Source organism: Maridesulfovibrio sp., assembly GCF_963677005.1.
Lineage (GTDB): Bacteria > Desulfobacterota > Desulfovibrionia > Desulfovibrionales > Desulfovibrionaceae > Maridesulfovibrio.
The window spans coordinates 3,233,416-3,250,763 of record NZ_OY781616.1 but is presented as its reverse complement, the minus strand read 5'-3'; the positions used below and the strand labels follow the sequence as shown (position 1 = coordinate 3,250,763).

The 17,348-nt window shown below is 46.2% G+C and carries 18 protein-coding genes; all 18 read left to right on the top strand.

From position 1 onward, the window contains the following. Positions 1 to 4: 4 nt before the first annotated feature. The 18 genes from ACKU4E_RS14405 to ACKU4E_RS14320 all read left to right on the top strand — a co-directional run bounded on the left by ACKU4E_RS14405 (position 5) and on the right by ACKU4E_RS14320 (position 17,347). Positions 5 to 1,018, top strand: a complete 1,014-nt coding sequence (locus ACKU4E_RS14405) for an aminotransferase class V-fold PLP-dependent enzyme (protein ID WP_320171776.1) — start codon at positions 5 to 7, stop codon at positions 1,016 to 1,018. After that, positions 1,015 to 1,719 carry a WbqC family protein gene (locus ACKU4E_RS14400; RefSeq protein ID WP_320171775.1) on the top strand — a complete coding sequence of 235 codons (705 nt, stop codon included), beginning with the start codon at positions 1,015 to 1,017 and terminating at the stop codon, positions 1,717 to 1,719. The genes ACKU4E_RS14405 and ACKU4E_RS14400 overlap by 4 nt, the downstream gene beginning before the upstream one ends. After that, positions 1,712 to 2,377: a class I SAM-dependent methyltransferase gene (locus ACKU4E_RS14395; protein WP_320171774.1), complete on the top strand. Its 666-nt coding sequence runs from the start codon at positions 1,712 to 1,714 to the stop codon at positions 2,375 to 2,377. The genes ACKU4E_RS14400 and ACKU4E_RS14395 overlap by 8 nt, the downstream gene beginning before the upstream one ends. Next, positions 2,378 to 3,298 (top strand): hypothetical protein, encoded by a 921-nt coding sequence (locus ACKU4E_RS14390; protein ID WP_320171773.1) that lies wholly within the window; start codon positions 2,378 to 2,380, stop codon positions 3,296 to 3,298. Continuing rightward, positions 3,295 to 4,320: an N-acetylneuraminate synthase family protein gene (locus ACKU4E_RS14385; RefSeq protein ID WP_320171772.1), complete on the top strand. Its 1,026-nt coding sequence runs from the start codon at positions 3,295 to 3,297 to the stop codon at positions 4,318 to 4,320. The genes ACKU4E_RS14390 and ACKU4E_RS14385 overlap by 4 nt, the downstream gene beginning before the upstream one ends. After that, positions 4,321 to 5,013, top strand: a complete 693-nt coding sequence (locus ACKU4E_RS14380; protein ID WP_320171771.1) for an acylneuraminate cytidylyltransferase family protein — start codon at positions 4,321 to 4,323, stop codon at positions 5,011 to 5,013. Position 5,014: 1 nt separating this feature from the next. After that, on the top strand, positions 5,015 to 5,635 hold the full coding sequence (locus tag ACKU4E_RS14375) for a serine acetyltransferase (RefSeq protein WP_320171770.1): 621 nt from the start codon (positions 5,015 to 5,017) through the stop codon (positions 5,633 to 5,635). A 20-nt stretch (positions 5,636 to 5,655) separates the two neighbouring features. Then, positions 5,656 to 6,654: an NAD(P)-dependent oxidoreductase gene (locus ACKU4E_RS14370; protein WP_320171769.1), complete on the top strand. Its 999-nt coding sequence runs from the start codon at positions 5,656 to 5,658 to the stop codon at positions 6,652 to 6,654. Then, positions 6,655 to 7,821 (top strand): LegC family aminotransferase, encoded by a 1,167-nt coding sequence (locus tag ACKU4E_RS14365; RefSeq protein ID WP_320171768.1) that lies wholly within the window; start codon positions 6,655 to 6,657, stop codon positions 7,819 to 7,821. It begins immediately after the preceding gene. A gap of 19 nt (positions 7,822 to 7,840) precedes the next feature. After that, positions 7,841 to 8,932 (top strand): nucleotidyltransferase family protein, encoded by a 1,092-nt coding sequence (locus ACKU4E_RS14360; protein WP_320171767.1) that lies wholly within the window; start codon positions 7,841 to 7,843, stop codon positions 8,930 to 8,932. Then, positions 8,925 to 10,307 carry a hypothetical protein gene (locus ACKU4E_RS14355; protein WP_320171766.1) on the top strand — a complete coding sequence of 461 codons (1,383 nt, stop codon included), beginning with the start codon at positions 8,925 to 8,927 and terminating at the stop codon, positions 10,305 to 10,307. Before ACKU4E_RS14360 ends, ACKU4E_RS14355 begins: the two co-directional genes overlap by 8 nt. Then, positions 10,308 to 11,183, top strand: coding sequence for a polysaccharide deacetylase family protein (locus ACKU4E_RS14350; RefSeq protein WP_320171765.1), 876 nt, complete (start codon positions 10,308 to 10,310; stop codon positions 11,181 to 11,183). A 468-nt stretch (positions 11,184 to 11,651) separates the two neighbouring features. Next, positions 11,652 to 12,818, top strand: coding sequence for a dTDP-4-amino-4,6-dideoxygalactose transaminase (gene rffA / locus ACKU4E_RS14345; protein WP_320171764.1), 1,167 nt, complete (start codon positions 11,652 to 11,654; stop codon positions 12,816 to 12,818). Positions 12,819 to 13,050: 232 nt separating this feature from the next. Continuing rightward, on the top strand, positions 13,051 to 14,166 hold the full coding sequence (locus ACKU4E_RS14340) for a glycosyltransferase (protein ID WP_320171763.1): 1,116 nt from the start codon (positions 13,051 to 13,053) through the stop codon (positions 14,164 to 14,166). A gap of 15 nt (positions 14,167 to 14,181) precedes the next feature. After that, positions 14,182 to 14,865 (top strand): methyltransferase domain-containing protein, encoded by a 684-nt coding sequence (locus ACKU4E_RS14335; protein ID WP_320171762.1) that lies wholly within the window; start codon positions 14,182 to 14,184, stop codon positions 14,863 to 14,865. A 75-nt stretch (positions 14,866 to 14,940) separates the two neighbouring features. Next, positions 14,941 to 15,933: an AAC(3) family N-acetyltransferase gene (locus ACKU4E_RS14330; RefSeq protein WP_320171761.1), complete on the top strand. Its 993-nt coding sequence runs from the start codon at positions 14,941 to 14,943 to the stop codon at positions 15,931 to 15,933. Positions 15,934 to 15,935: 2 nt separating this feature from the next. Next, a complete protein-coding gene (locus tag ACKU4E_RS14325) occupies positions 15,936 to 16,628 on the top strand; it encodes an SDR family NAD(P)-dependent oxidoreductase (protein ID WP_320171760.1) in 693 nt (230 codons plus the stop codon). Further along, positions 16,625 to 17,347, top strand: a complete 723-nt coding sequence (locus ACKU4E_RS14320; RefSeq protein WP_320171759.1) for a methyltransferase — start codon at positions 16,625 to 16,627, stop codon at positions 17,345 to 17,347. Before ACKU4E_RS14325 ends, ACKU4E_RS14320 begins: the two co-directional genes overlap by 4 nt. Position 17,348: the final 1 nt, after the last annotated feature.

The following is a 17,348-nucleotide window of genomic DNA, read 5'->3' as shown; positions in this document are numbered from 1 at the left end:
AATTATGTCAGCGGAATCACGGACAATTCTTCCGCACTCATGGCCGGACCTGCGAAGTGAGGACGCAGCCGCGGTTGCCAGGTGCTTTAAAGACGAATTCATCGGATTCAACAGCTCATATGAAACCAGGATTTGTCATGAACTCCGGCAGTATGTGCAACAGGAATGCGTTGTAACGACTCCGTCCGGGAGCATCGCGCTTCTCCTTGCGCTGAAGGATATCGGGATTGAGAAAGGGGACGAGGTAATTATTTCAGCAGTAAACTGCTGGTCGGTTTACCATACCATAACATTTCTGGGAGGAACCCCGGTCCTTTGCGATATCAGAAGCGCGAAAGACCTCCGGGCCTCGGCTGAGACGATTTCCGCCAGCATAACATCCCGCACAAAAGCGATTATCGCAACCCACATGTTCGGTGCGCTGATTGAGGTGGAGCAATTCAAACTCCTGAAGGAGCATAGCGATATCCCTGTTGTTTGCGATTATTCATCTTCTTTCGGATCACAGCACGAAGGCCGGAAAAAAATCGGCGCTTTCAGCGACTACGTTATCGGCTCTTTCGGTTCCACCAAGCCTCTACCGGGAGGAAACGGGGGATTCCTGGCAACTGCCGGTCAGGTTGTGAATCCGGCCTATGCCGAGTGGTCTGAATCGGGAATACCGTTCAATATTCACGTTTCCGGCATGATACAGGCACTGATCCTTTCACAGCTTGAAAATCATGCTGAACGCCAGGAGTTCAAAAAAACTCTGCTCGATTTTTACCGGCAGTTCGTCACAATTGAAAACAGCGGTTCAGAAGGGCTGTTCAGGGCCATAACATTTTCCGATACCGCGAAACTGGAAAAAGAACTTCTGAAAAAGAATATTGAAATGGACAGCCGGGATTCCGCCCAGCCGAACCTGGCAAAAGAGATGAAAATCAACCTGAAAAACGCCATGTCACTACAAACTTACAAATCGCTTCCATTCAACAGGAAAACCCATTCCATCCTGCGGGACAAGGGTGTTCTATGAAAATTTCCATCCATCAGCCGCAGTATATTCCCTGGCCCGGTTATTTTGCCAAAATACTTAGCAGTGACCGTTTCGTATTCCTTGAGAATGCGCAATACCAGAAAAATTCCATAATAAACCGCAACACAATAATGATTTCAGGAAAAGCGGCACACCTGACCATCCCTGTAAAGAAAAGTCCGCTTGACACGCCTATCGGCAGAAAAGAGGTTCTCGACAACAAATGGAGAATCAAGCATATAAAATCAATAGACAATAATTACAAAAAGTATCCTTTTCATGAGCAACTGATGGAACTAATGGCTGAAAGCCTTGAAATTAAAAGCAACAGCCTCTCCGAAATAGCCATACGCAATGTTGAACTGATCTGCCGCTATCTCGGAATTGGAACAACTCTGACAAAAGAGGAGCAATTGCCCGAATTCAAGGTGGATTCTCCGACAGACCGCCTTGTGAAAATCGTCCGGTTTCTTGACGGCGATGAGTATATTTGCGGGACCGGCGGCAAAAATTATATGGATGAGACACTGTTCGCCAAGAACGGAATCAACCTGCGGTACATGGCATACAGGCAAACGCCCTATGTCCAGCACAACAGCAAGGAATTCGTCGAAGGACTTTCAATACTAGACATGATCGCCAATATGGCACCTTCGGAAATCAATGACCACCTGAGGAAAAACTGGGTGCATTATGAGTGATTACTGGAAAAAGGAATGGGAAAGCATTGCGTCTGCCGACAATGATTTCGCCATGCTCGGAAGAAACGGCTTCAGGTTCAGCGACCTGACCATTTATCTCGGCGAGATCAATGCTGCCCTGAAGGTATGCCCGGAAGACTCCATTCTCGACCTGGGATGCTCAAACGGGATGATCTGCGCTTTTATGTCTCCTTTCTGCAAAAGGATTACGGGATTCGATTATTCGGAAAACCTGATCAAAGTGGCAAAAAGATACTATCGGGACATCAAAAATATTTCGTTTGAATGCCGGGCACTTGCCGATGCGGATCTTTCCGGCTTCAACAAGCTCATCATCGGGGCTGTTTTTCAGTACATAGACAAGGAAACCGCCAAGGATTTCATGCGAAAGCTGAACGGCTCCGACATAGAAAAGGCCTATATCGGACATGTACCCGATATTGCCCTTAAAGATTCTTATATCAAAGGGTACGAAAACTTTATTACCGATAAGGACGAACTTAAAAAAAAGCAGGAAATCTGGGAAAAAAGAATGACCTGGTTTGATGAAAGGGATTTTGACATTCTGTCCGACAGGTACAGGATTGAATTCAAAAATCCCGACAAGAAACTCGTTCAGCATAAATATGCCTTTGATATCTGTCTGGAGCGTAAATAGATGTTCTGTTTCATTCCACAGGATCATGGTCGGGGGCACCTATACCGCTGTCAGGTAGTAGCTGATATTTTAAAGGAGAATGGATTTTCCACAGCCTTTATCCTTGAAAAATCACTTGTCGGCGAAACAATGCGGCACCCCGTAATCGACGCCATACCTGAAAACGGAACGATGATCATCGACACAAATGATCCCGGTTATCTCAAGCGTTTTTTGCCCATGGTTGAAGGACTTAAAACATTCTGGTGGACCGACCTGCGCGACCCTGAGCTTTTTCAAGATGTGGAAATAATAGCTCCATTCGCCGTTCAGAAAAAGGCTAAGGACTTACACGCAGGGCTTGAACTATTTATTGTTCCCGGCCTGAACGGGCGAGCCAAACGAAATGTCACGCATGTCTCTACCATAGGGATATTCTTTGGAGCACTGGATGAGACCAACAACCTTTTCTTTACGATATACAGGCTGGAACAGGCCAGCCTTCTGGACAAATTCGAATTCAATATTCTCATAGGCAGCCAATTCGAGTTTAAAAGCTTCATTGATGAACATTTTGAAGGCAGCGTCCCGGAGAATCTCCATTTTCACTACTCCAACTTTGAATCAATCTATGATTTCATAGGGATGAACGACCTGCTGATCGCCTGTTGCAACAACACCTGTTTCGAGGCGCTGCACATGGGCGTACCGGTAGTGAATATCGTCCAGAACAAGGTTCAACTGGCAAACGCGGATAATCTGGAAAAAAAATCAGGATTTCCCAATCTGGGCCTGTATCCGGACTTGTCTTCTGTTGCAGGCTGCTTTAGTGACTCCTTTTTTAAAGATATTCCTAGGCTCTCCGCCGTAGGCAAAAAATTAATCGACGGGCATGGCGCAACCCGCGTGGCCCAAAAACTGATACAAGGAAAACAATCATGATTACAGTTAAATTGGGCTCCGGTGAAATTACTCAGGAAAGTTGTCCGTACATTATCAGCGAAATAGGTGCCAACCACAACGGTGACCTTGCGCTGGCCAAGACAATGGTGGACAAATGTATTGATCTGGGCTGCGATTGCGCAAAATTCCAGGCTTTTACCGTAGAATCGTGCTGCTCCACTACGGTCTACGAAAACAATCCAGGACTGAAAGAGGATGTCTGCAGGTACAGCCTGGACAGGGACGACCTCATTGAACTCGCAAGATATTGCGCGGAAAAAAAGATTGATTTCTGCTGCACCCCCGAAAACGAGGTAGAACTGGATTTCCTTATTGAAAAATGCGGGATGAAGTTTATCAAGATCGCTTCCCAGGATGTTACAAGCATTCCCTTCCTCAAATATATAGCATCCAAGAAATTGCCAATGATTCTGTCCACAGGGCTTGCAAAACTTGCCGAAATAGAAAACGCAGTTGAAATCCTGACTGAAAACGGCAACGATCAGCTTGTAATCCTGCACTGCGTTTCCCTCTATCCTCCAGAAGATGCGGAAGTGAACCTCAAGAACATCAGCATGCTCAAAAGTCTTTTCGATTTCCCCATCGGGTATTCCGACCACACCCTCGGCTACTCTATCCCCCTCGCTGCCGCGGCAATGGGAGCTTCGGTTATCGAAAAGCACTTCACCATGGACAAGGACATGGAAGGATGGGACCACGCCGTATCCGCCAATCCGGAAGAGCTCAAAATCATTGTTGAAGAAACAAAACGCATCCATACGGCACTCGGCTCCTACAAAAGAGTCGTGTCGGAACGGGAAAAGAAACAGATCGTTGACTTCAAAAAGAGCGTTGTTCTGAGAACCCCGCTTAAAAAAGGCGAAATCGTCACCATTGAAAATATCGATTTCAAACGCCCCCAGACCGGCATCAAACCGGAATACCTGGAACTGGTCATCGGCAGGGCTGCGGCAAAAGATATCGACGCCGACCGCCCGGTCAACTTTGAGGACCTGCGGTAAATGATCGCGATAATCCCTGCGCGGGGAGGCTCCAAAGGCCTCCCCGGCAAGAACATAAGACCGTTGCAGGGCAAACCACTGATCGGATGGACGGTGGAAGCCGCACTCGCAGCCAGGCACATTGATAAAATCATCCTCTCGACCGATGATGATGAAATCGCCGGCATCGCGGCAAAATTCGGTGCCTCGGTTCCTTTCATGCGTCCTGCGGAACTCGCCTCGGACACAGCCATTGCGGACGACGCGTACATCTACACCGTCAACAGATTAAACAGCGAGTTCGGGTACGACATAAACGAACTATGCATTCTGCAACCGACTTCACCTTTGCGCCTGCCGGAACACATAGACGGGGCAATTGAACTTTTTCACGCTAAAAAGGCGGAAGCGGTTATCGGTGTCTGCGAACTTCCCCACCCGATTGAATGGGTGAAAGGAATGGATGAAAACGGGGTGCTGACCAGCATCAACAAGGAATTTGATGAAGCCTCCAACGACAACAGACAGGGTGTGAGCCCCAAATATCTGCCAAACGGCGCGGTATTCGTCCTTAGTTTTGAAAAACTGCTCACTAGAGACTTTTACGGCCCGAAGACGTACGGTTATAAAATGGAACGGCGATATTCAGCGGATATTGATTCCATAGACGATTTTGAGTACGCAGAATTTATGCTGAACAAAAGGAATCTATAAGATGAGCAACCACACGACAGGATTGCATGACTTCACGACTTTCATCCTGTCAAGGGCTTATGGTTTCGATGCAAAGCTCCTTGATCCGGGTATTATCAAGAATGCTGCGGATCAATCTGTCGCGGACTCGAAATATCATTATGACATAACTGCCGAAGAGGTCTTTGCCAGAATCTCCGCCAACAGAAACGAACTGCCTGTGTATCTGTACAGGCTTGGAAGAATCCTCTACGAAAAAACCCCGGACCACCCTGTGCTGCGCTGTCTGCACTGGGTGATGAGGGAAGTCTGTTGCTGTGAGCTTTATTTCTCTTCAAAAATAGATGAGGGGCTGCTGATCCTGCATGGACTGGGTACTGTTATCGGCAGCAGAAATACCATTGGTAAAGGACTTACCATATATCAAGGATGCACCATAGGGCACAAAAAAGACGATGGCAAAGGAAGCGTCATCGGAAATGGTGTCACCATGTTTGCCAACTCACTGATTCTGGGAGAATTGACCATAGGCGATAATGCGGTTATCGGCAGTAATTCACTTGTATTGAAGGATGTCCCGGCCGACTGTGTAGCAAAAGGATCACCGGCCGTAGTCACCCCCCTGCAAGCAGGGAATAAATAAAAACTTTTCAAGGAGCCAAAATGAAAAACATTCTTGTCACCGGCGGAGCCGGATATGTAGGATCCATTCTTCTGCGCCGCCTGCTCAACGACGGCTACGGTGTAGTCTGCGTTGATACCCTCAAATTCGGTGGCGAGTCGCTGATCGATATATATGATCATCCCAATTTCACTTTTCATAAAGTGGATGTTGCAGATGCTTCTCTCATGGATAAAATCATGGCTGAAAGCAACCTGCACGGCGTTATCCATCTTGCGGCAATCGTAGGTGATCCGGCCTGCAAGCTTTACTCCGACGAGGCAAAGCGCACCAACTGGGGAGCTTCCGTATACCTTGCAGACAAATGTGTGGAACTTGGCATTGAACGCTTCATATTCGCATCCACCTGCTCCAACTACGGCAAGATGCCCGATCCTGAAGGCTACGTGGTGGAGACAACTCCGCTGGCTCCGGTTTCCCTTTACGCTGAACTCAAGGTCAAATTCGAAAAATACTTCCTTGAAGAGATGGAAAAGAGCGATGCTTTCTGCCCCACATCACTCAGGTTCTCCACTGTTTACGGCATGTCCCACCGCATGCGCTTCGACCTGACTGTAAACGAATTCACTAAGGATCTCGCCCTGAAAAAGGAACTGGTTATTTTCGGAGAACAGTTCTGGCGTCCCTACTGCCACGTGGCTGATTTCACCAACGCGATGATGACCGTTCTTGAAGCCCCCAAGGAAAAGGTTGCCTACGATGTCTTCAACGTAGGAGACACCGCGGAAAACTATACCAAGAAAATGCTCGCTGACGAATTGTCCAAACTCTTCCCGGCAGCGGACATAAAATACGTCAAAAAAGACGAAGATCCCCGCGACTATCGCGCCAATCACGACAAGATCAGGGAACGCCTCGGTTTCAAAATAACCAAAACCGTTCCTGAAGGAATGCGCGAGATCAAAGAAATCGTCGAACTCGGCATAATAAGCGACCCCGAGGGGCAGCAGTACTACAACATCCCTCACAAGAGAGATTAAATGAGCCTCGCAAACAATATTCTTGACGCGATGAAAACCGTGCTCCCGCAGGGCGGAGGATTCCTCCCCCTGCACGAGCCGGTATTTCCGGGAAATGAACTGGCATATACAAAGGAATGCATCGAGACCACCTTTGTATCCTCCGTGGGCAAATTTGTGGACCGGTTCGAGGAAATGCTCGCCGATTACACCGGAGCAAAACGTGCTGTGGCCGTAACCAACGGCACCGCAGCACTGCACATGGCCCTGATGCTTGGCGGAGTCAAAGCCGGAGACGAAGTAATCATCCCCGGACTGACCTTTGTGGCCACCGCCAACGCGGTAGCCTACACCGGAGCGATACCGCACATAGTTGATTCCGAGGAAACAACCCTGGGGATAGACGCAGACAAACTCGACGCACACCTGAGCACCCTTGCCGAAATCCGTGACAGCGAATGTTTCAACAAGGAAACAGGCCGCAGAATTTCCGCTCTGGTTCCCATGCATGTTTTTGGAATTCCTTCCGATATTGATGGACTTCTGGCTGTTTGTGAAAAGTACTCCATCCCCATGGTTGAGGATGCGGCGGAAGCTATCGGATCATTTTACAAAGGCAAGCACTGCGGCAGATTCGGCAAAGTCGCCTCGCTCAGCTTCAACGGAAACAAGACCATTACCACAGGCGGCGGTGGAGCAATACTTACCGATGACGAAGAACTGGGCGCATTGTGCAAGTACCTGACCACCACTGCGAAAGTCCCTCACAAATGGGAATATTTCCACGACATGGTCGGCTACAACTACCGTATGCCCAACATCAATGCCGCTCTGGGCTGCGCGCAGATGGAAAAGCTGGATGAAATCCTTCTCAGCAAACGCAAGCTGGCTGAAAAATATGTTGAAGCATTTGCGAACGTTGAAGGAGTCCGCTTCCTGAAAGATCCCGAGCAGTGCAGCAGCAACTACTGGTTCTGCACAATCATCCTTGAAAAAGGATTTGAAGCTGAAAGGGATTCAATACTTGAAGCCACCAACGGAGCCGCCTACATGACGCGTCCGCTGTGGACGGCCATGCACCGGTTGCCCATGTACGAAAACTGCCCGAAGAGCGACATGAACGTAGCAGAGTCCCTTGAGAAAAGGGTCATCAACATTCCCAGCGGTGCCGGGATAATCGGGGTTTAATCTCCGAGACAGGATACAGATGAGCAACAGATCAGAACTTCTTCGCAGCATCACAATCTCCCCGGAAACTTCCGTAAAAGAGTGCCTGGAAAAGCTTAACAAAGCCGGGGTAGGAATTCTCACTGTCTGTACCCCGGATTACAGGTTGGAAGGAGTCGTAACTGATGGAGACATACGCAGGGCTTTTCTGTCTGGCATACCTTTCGAATCTTCATGTATGGAGATTGCCTGCACAGATCCGCTCACAGCACCAGCAGGATGCGGTCCTGAAGAAGTTCTGGCTCTTATGGACCACGGGAAGAGCTTCACGGTAGATCAGTTGCCCCTAGTGGACAGCCAAGGACGTGTTGTGGATATACTTCTTCGCCATAACATGTGTTTTTGCAATGAAAGCACACCGTCCATGAAGGCCGTTGTTATGGCAGGCGGATTCGGCACCAGACTTCGGCCTCTCACCGAAACCCTGCCAAAGCCGATGCTTCCGGTTGGAGACCGCCCTCTGCTTGAACGTATCATAGACCAGTTGAAAGAAGCGCATATCGAAAATATTGATGTAACAACCCACTATATGCCGGAAAAAATAATTGAGCACTTCGGTGATGGGAGCAAATTCGGCGTCAGTATAAACTATGTATCCGAAAACAAACCTCTTGGAACTGCCGGAGCTCTTTCGCTTATTGAGGAACCGGACACCCCGCTGCTTGTAATCAACGGTGATATCCTCACTCAGGTGGACTTCAATGCAATGCTCGCGTTTCACAGGGAACATGATTCCGTGTTAACGGTTGGAGTCCGCCAGTATGAATTCCAGATACCTTACGGTGTAATCGAGTGCGAGGGAGCACATATCTGCCGCCTGAAGGAAAAACCTGTCCAGAAATTTCTGGTCAACGCGGGTATCTACCTGCTGGAACCCGAAGTCCAGAAAATGGTCAAGCCGGACGAATTCACAAACATGACCGACCTGATCGAAGCCCTGATAGCTATGGGCAAGACGGTTACCAGCTTCCCGGTAATGGAATACTGGCTGGATATCGGACAGCTCGCGGATTACAATAAGGCGCAGAGCGACATCACGAATCTGGATGGAGCGGAAAAAGAAGATGAGTAAAGACGAAGCAGTCCTTTTGATCGGGCGCGGCAAACTGTTTGAACCGTACCTGCAGGGAATGATAGATGTTTTCAGCAAAGATTACACGGTGCTCGTTTTAGAGCAGAATGAAAACATCGTTTACAAAGGTGAGTATAGCAGAGTTAACCTTCCAGAACTCCCTGATACGGATTCAAAGGATTTCTGGATTAACCTGAAACAGGCTGAGCAAAAAACAGGACTCAATCTGTTCTTTTCGTATTCAAACTATTTTTATTATGGCCGACTGGCCCAGGAAGCCAACATCGACTATTCACACTACTGGCATTCACGTGAATGGATTGCCTCGCAGTACATGCAGTCATTCAACTTCATGAACGCCATTACAAGCCGGTATAACTTAAAATTTGTTTTCCACGACACCATTGATCTGATCCTGCTACAAATGGTCGAAGCAATGTCCTGCAAACTCGGATTCGGCTTTTACCATACTCTGATTAAACCGGGACCATTCGACAACAGAGTTCTGCTCGCCTATGGAATTCCCAGAAAATCTGCGCTGTTCACAAAATATATCAATGAAAACATTTCTCCGACCAAAGAAGAAAAAGAGGTTGTGGACGGGATAATCAATACCTTTTGCGAAAATAAACCGGCACTGACATATCTGAAGAATTCGTCCCAAAAAATAATTACCCTCAATGAATTGAAGCGTATTCCATCCAGAATCAAGGATTTTAAATTCGGTTTTAAACGTGTAATAAACAGGCTCTACCTGCACCGGCAGGCACAGGATTTTTCCATTGACCGAGCAGGGAAATATATTCTTTTCTTCCTGTCTCACCAGCCCGAGGCAACCACGACATCGGCAGCTCCCAAATATGCGGACCAGTGGAAGATAATAGAGGAGCTGGCTGTCCACGGACCTTCGGACCTTAATATCGTAATCAAGGCCCATCCATTCGGATACGGCTGGCAGGGCAAAAATTATTTTGAAAAAATGTTACGTCTGCCCAACGTGATGCTGGCCCCGATCTCTTTTCCCGGTAAAGAGCTTATACAAAACGCATGCGCAGTGCTGACGATAAACGGTTCCGTAGGACTTGAGGCGTTCATATACGACGTCCCGGCATACACAATAGGGGATGCTTGGTATGGAGTTCCGGGCATCATTCAGGAACTTGGCGACCCGCTTGATATCCTTCGGCACATTGATAATCCTCCCATAATCGGCAAAGAGGATAAATATATGGTGCTTGCGGCAGCTTACCGGGCCTCTTTCGAGTTTTTCCTGGATTTCTCTGAAGATTTTGCAGATGAAAAAATAAACTCCGGCAGGATCCTTGCCAACCATATACTTGATAACCGCGACTTATATTTCGGCAGGCCGGACTAAATGTATCCTGATTTCCTAATCCGCCCCTACTCAGGCAGAATCAGCGCACGCGCAGTCAGAGAACTCGTCCACCGCATCAGGCCGGAAGAATTTTTCATTAAATTCATGCGCAAACAGAATAATCCACTTGGACGCGCGGCCTATGCCCTGACCTTCGACTTTGATTTCGAAGAAGATATTGCCGCATTCCCAGAACTGCTGGACAAGCTTAAACAGCATGACATCAGAGCCGGACTTGCCGTAATCGGAAAATTTGTAGAAAAATACCCGGATATCCACAAACGCGCCGTGGCCGAAGGCCACGAAATTATAAACCATACCTACACCCATCCGGACAACCCGCATTGGGCACCGGATAGATATTTCAACAAGCTCACTTATTCTGAACAAAAAGAAGAAATAGAACGGGCTCATGATACTTTTCGAAAAGTACTCGGAATCGAAGTAATCGGATTCAGGACGCCGCATTACGGGAATCTGCATACAGAGAGTGTTTACCCCATTCTTGCGGAACTCGGATACAAATACAGCAGTTCCACCGCAGCATGCGGATACAAGGGGTTCGGTGCACCAACAATCCATTCACATGGAATCATGGAAATTCCGACCGGATGCAGCCTGCATTTTCCACTGGCCATTTTCGATTCCTGGAACATGCTGCGCAAGCGTAATCCCTTTCTCGGTGATGACGGACTATTTGTAGATGAATTTGATAAGACCCTGCATACGGTGGTTGAATATAATCTCTTTCTTACCCACTACTTCGACCCCTATGACGCAATCAAAAACAGAAAACTAAATATTATGCTTAAAAGTATTTCCCGGCAAGGGATTAAAACCGTCCTTTATAAAGAAGCCGTTTCTAGTATTTTATGATCACCCGTTAATTCAGCAGGTTATGATTCTAACATCAACAATGGAAAAGATGAAAGCAACCCGCGTATACGTCCTTAAAAAATGCATCGAGAATTGCTTTCATCTTCGCATCCATAAGTCGCTTTGTACGACTTCTACAAAGGCTGAGCGATTGATATTTTTTCACGTTGACTTTTTGTTCAGTTTTTCCTAACAAAAAATGAAGACATGAAATTAATACAACCTAACATTGTATTTGCTCCTTAAAAGGGAACTTTTCCTGGAGTAAAAGTATGTCCAAACTCTCAACAAATATTTTTCTGTGCGCTAGATATCCACAACATAAAGTGAACTTTTTCGCACAAACGAGTAGAGAGATGATCTTAAAAAGTAGCAAAAAGCGGTCCTTAAAGCTTACAGTAACCAGCTACACCGAAACTGGAATGCATGTTGGGCGGACCGTTACCACTCAACCAGCAGGTATGTAGTATGCGTATCCCGTTCAATAAGCCTTTCATCGTAGGTAAAGAACTTTTTTATATTGCCCAGGCGGTAACAAAGCAGGAGCGTCTTTCTGGAGACGGCCAATTCACCGATCTCTGCCATAAGTGGCTCAACTCGACTTTGGGGTGCCCGGCATCATTGCTGACCCATTCCTGCACTGCAGCCTTAGAGATGGCCGCAATACTATGCGATCTGAAGCCTGGGGACGAAGTAATCATGCCCTCTTTCACATTTGTCTCTACTGCCAACGCATTTGTATTGCGTGGAGCAAAGCCGGTATTTGTGGATATCCGTTCCGACACTCTTAATATAGACGAACGACTCATTAAGAACGCAATAACTGAAAAGACAAAAGCAATAGTTGTTGTGCACTATGCAGGTGCACCGTGTGAGATGGACTTGATTATGAGAGTCGCACAAGAACACAATTTATATGTTATTGAAGATGCAGCTCAAGCTCTGCTCTCCACCTACAACGGGTCAAGCCTTGGGACAATAGGAGATTTGGGGACAATCAGCTTTCATGAAACCAAAAATATTATCAGCGGTGAAGGCGGAGCACTGATAATCAACAACCCAAAGATGCTTGAACGGGCTGAAATAATAAGGGAAAAGGGAACCGACAGGGCTAAATTCTTCAGGGGACAAATAGATAAATATACTTGGGTTGATATCGGTTCATCATTTCTTCCCAGCGAGCTAATGGCTGCTTTTCTTTACGCTCAAATGGAAGAGGCACCCAAAATAATTAAACGCAGATGCGAGATTTTCCAGATGTACGAGCGTGGCCTTAAACCCCTTATTAAAGAAGCTGGGATCAGACTCCCTGTTGTCACCAACAACAGCACGTGCAACGGACATCTTTTTTATATTCTTTGCCGAGACCTAGAACAGAGGACAGCGTTTATTGACTATATGAAGGGGTGTGGAATAAATACCGTTTTCCATTACGTTCCACTGCACTCTTCTCCTGCAGGTCTTAAATATGGAACCGTCAGCGGTGAAATGATTAATACAGACAGAGTATCTGATCAACTTATACGTCTGCCCCTTTATTATGAAATGACGGATAATGAAGTTCAAGATGTATTGAACGAAATTTATAATTTTTTCGAACTAAACACCGATGGACAACAAGGCTGTGCACCATAAAAGGTGCAGCAATAAAAACAATAGACCATGTGAAACAGCCGGACGAGTATGTTCTCTGGATTATGAATATCTCAAATAAGGCCTAGATATATCTAAACACGACGCTAGCAATATTTTGTGTTAGCAGCACTAAGGATTATCAAAAGTAGTCATCTACATATGGACAATATCAACCGTATTTGTCGCCCGACAATCAGGTGGCAATAACATTACGATCCCGGGGACACCGTTTATGATCAAAAAAGCACTAATCATTGGCAATACTGCCGGTGCGGGATACCGCATCAAAAAAAGCCTTGATTCGGTTGAAATACGCAACGAATTTATAATTTCGGACAATGAACTAGACTGTGCTTGCGACCCCACCTGGGAAAATCTGCAAGCTCAGAATGGTGTCGATTTCATCACTTTCAGCAAACTGTTGAATGAATCCGACTTATCCTCCATAACCAAACGCAATCCGGCAAGTGATGTAAAAAATTTTATCCGTATACGTTCAGCTTGCAAAAAAAAAGAATTTGACTTTGGGTTCGCCATGGGCGTCTGGCCTATCCTGATGAACAGCCTTTCCATCCCCTATGTTTGGCTGTGCGCTGGAAGTGATGTACGCGAAGTGCTGTCTGGAAACTCATTTCTATCCATGCTTCTCAAACGCGCATTAAAAAGATGTAAGGGGATAATAACTCCTGCTGATGATAACATGCTCAAAATTTTACGTAGGTACTTTCCGGAAAACAAAACTTTGGTTTTCCCTAATTACCCCATAGATACTGATATCTACACCCCAAAAGCCAGCTCCAACGAACAGTTCACCATCTACCACCCTGCACGGCACTTATGGTACAGCAAAAAAGATGAATCAAAGGCAAATGATCTGCTTCTCAAAGCAGTTAAACGAATTTCAACTGAACACGATGTTAAAATTATTATGGCGGAATGGGGAATCGATCTAGCACATAGTAAACAGCTTATTTCCGACCTTCAAATGGAACATGTTGTAGAATGGCACGGCATGGTGACAAAGCACAAGATGATTGAATACTACCAAAACGCTGACTGTGTGGTGGATCATGTTGGCTGGGGTATGGTTAGCCAGACCTCTCTTGAAGGGCTTGCCTGCGGAAAACCGACTCTTGCAAACATGAGTTCCTCAGTAAAAAGCCTCTTTCCCGACATACCTGTCTTCAGTGTTGCCAGCGAAGAAGACTGCTACTGTGCCCTTAAAAAACTCATTACTGACAAAAAAATGTATCTGCAAACCTGTGAAATAAGTCGTGCATGGATCGACTCACAGTGGTCAGTCCGCGCTCTTGGACCCAAGATAAAAACTTTTTTGAACCAGTTGTAACAACCGGAGAGACTGATGAAAATCATCCACGTCCACAACATTCCTCGTAAGCCTGTGTGCAATCGACATGAATTTACTTTAAATCTTTGCAAAGGAAAAACAGTATTGCATGTTGGAGCCTGCGACCATCCTGAAAATGTCAGGGTGAAATATGAAAACGGGATCATGCTTCATGATAAGATTACCCACACTGCTGCAAAAACAATAGGAATTGATATCAATTCTGAAGCAATTGAGGAGTGTAAAAAAGTTGGCATTGACAACATATATTATTACGATGTCATGGACCCCACCTTTGCCATTCCGCAAGTAGATGCAGTTGACTACGATATTTGCGTCTTTGGTGACGCTCTACAACATATCGGAGACCCTAGATTATTTTTGGTTAATTTGCGAAGGCTGCTTAGCCCCAACACCAAGGTCCTTGTAAGCGTTCCAAACGCTTTTTGGATCAAAAACTTTTTCTCAATGCTAAGGTCTGTCGAAAATTGTAATTCCGACCAGTGGAGCTACTATTCGCCCACGACACTAAGGAGAACGCTTGAAGGTGCTGGTTATAACTTCGAGGACTTTCTCTGGCACGGCAAGGGTGATCCCAATGCTTGTATTCCCATGAAGGCACGCATTAAGGAAAAATATATTTGGAAAGCTTTCCCGCATCTGGCGGATGGCATTATTGCCATTGCTTCGTTACGATAGATTGTGTCATCAGACGAGTAAAACTGTCGCAAACAATTCATAACCATAGGTATTTATAAATAAAGTGTCTAGACAATGTTAATCAATTTATATAGAAAAATTGTCTTCAAAGCCTACGATATGTATGCCCCCATTAGGGAAAGAAAATCCCGTAAGATTATGGCCTTAAAAAAAAAACTGGGCTTCAACCGAATATATGAGCAAAATCTAATCTCCATTGAGGAATTGCAAAGCAGCCTTGAAAGTTCAGGGCTCAAATCGAATGATACTGTTTTTATAAGAGCTTCTCTGTCGGCTGCACAGTCAATTAAAGGAGGTGTTCCTGCTTTCCTAGACGGTCTCAAGTCATATTTTTCAGAAGGCACAATCATGATGTCTTCGTATACCTTCGACAAAAGCCCGATCATGTACCTTGCAACGAACCCCCTGTTTGACCCTAAAACCAGCCTAGACAGGCTCAACCTCGTAAGTGAATTCTTCCGTAGATCACCGGATGTTAAAAGGAGCATTCACCCTACGCACTCAGTTGTAGTTTGGGGCAAGGATGCTCATTGGTTTGTCAAGGATCATCACAAATCATCATTTTGCTACGATATCAATTCACCTTTTGCCAAGCTCTACCTACGCAATGCAAAAGAGCTTTCTTTCGGGGTTTTCCCGACATCGCTTTCCTATCATTTTATTGAGCAATTCGTTTCGCAGGGCTACCCCACCTACAGGGATTTCGACACCCCTGTAATGTGCAGAGTCGTGGTTGATGGCAATGAAGAGATACTGCCTTTCAAAGTCACAGACGCCTTCAGAGCGATACATGATCGTGGAGATATGATTGTCGGAACTGATGCAGAACCCCAAAAACATGAGATCTCTTCCCATTTGGATTACTATATATTTGATCTAGCCCCTCAACTTGAAGCCTTGAAAGAGATTATCCGAAATTGTGGTAGCTACCACTACATAACAAACCATTTTCTGGATTTTGTACTAAAATATATTGTAGAGCCACTGGTTCTTACTGCATATTACAACAAAAAAAATGGTAAATACTACCCCGTAAAAGAAGCGTAAATATGATCGTTCTCATAGGGGCTTCAAGCGATATAGGCAGACAGCTGCTGCCCAAGCTGCTGGATAAAGACAACGTTCTCGGGACAACCAGAGATGTGACCAAGCTTTCCGATTTTTCCGGCCATGATAATTTCAGCTGCGTTGAGCTCGATCTTACCGACAATTCTTCCATACAGAATTTCTGCTCCGAGGCAGGAAAGATTTCCGGACAGATCACATTTATCAATCTATCCTCCATCTCCATAGACAAACTCTTTCTGGGATACACCCCGGAGGAATGGGAAGCTGTTCTTTCCGTGAATCTCACTGGGGGAATGCGCATCCTGCAATCGGTCATCCCGCTGATGATGAAATCCGGCTGGGGCCGAATTATAAGCATCTCATCCGTGGTTGCCCAAAGCTCTGTCGTGGGGGCTGCGGCATACTCGGCAAGCAAGGCCGCCGTAAAGGCCATGACCAGAACACTGGCCCATGAATACGGCAGATTCGGAATTACAGCCAATTCCCTTGTGCTCGGGTATTTCAATACAGGACTGATCAACTCTCTCGACTCTAAACGCAAACAGGCTGTCCTGGACCGCATTCCATCCAAAAAATTCGGAACATGCGATGACATCTTCTACGCTATTGAACATATCATGAAGTCCGGGTATTTAAACGGTTCTGAAATCACGATTGACGGAGGACTGATGTGAAGACTTTTGAATACGCGGACACGATTGTGGATGTTCATGAGGGGACCTTCTACCCCACGGAAACATCCAAGCTCATCATTGATTACCTCAAGGATAAAAAAGAGCTGCAAAAAGCTTCCATGCTTGATCTCGGATGCGGATGCGGCATAGTAAGCCTTGCGCTCAACCGTCTGGGGCTTTCAGGCCCGACCTGCGCATCTGATATTTCGGAGACAGCTGTACAGAACACTGTTGAAAATTTCCGGAAATACGGCCTGAAAGTTGAAGGAAAGGCAGGCTCAATGTTCGAGCCCTGGAAAGACCGCTCCTTTGACCTGATCATGGACGATGTTTCGGGGATAGCAGAATCCATAGCCAGAATTTCGCCGTGGTTCGGCACTTCCATAAGCTGCGAATCGGGCAGTGACGGCACGGAACTGACCACGGAAATAATCAGGAATGCCCCTGAATATCTGAAAGACGCCGGCAGGTTGATCTTTCCGGTGCTCACCCTGTCCAATTATCCGAAAATTATCGAAACAGCGGAAGATACCTTTGAAGAAGTCAATCTGGTAAACCGCCAGAGTTTTCAGTTCCCTCTTGATCTTGCGGCAAAGCATAAGGATATTCTGAAAGAGGCAATTGAAAAGCAGGATATCATGGTAGACTATAAATTTGGAATGTACATTTGGGAAACACTCATTTACGAAGCCGCTTCCCCCAAAACAAGGAGCATGTGAA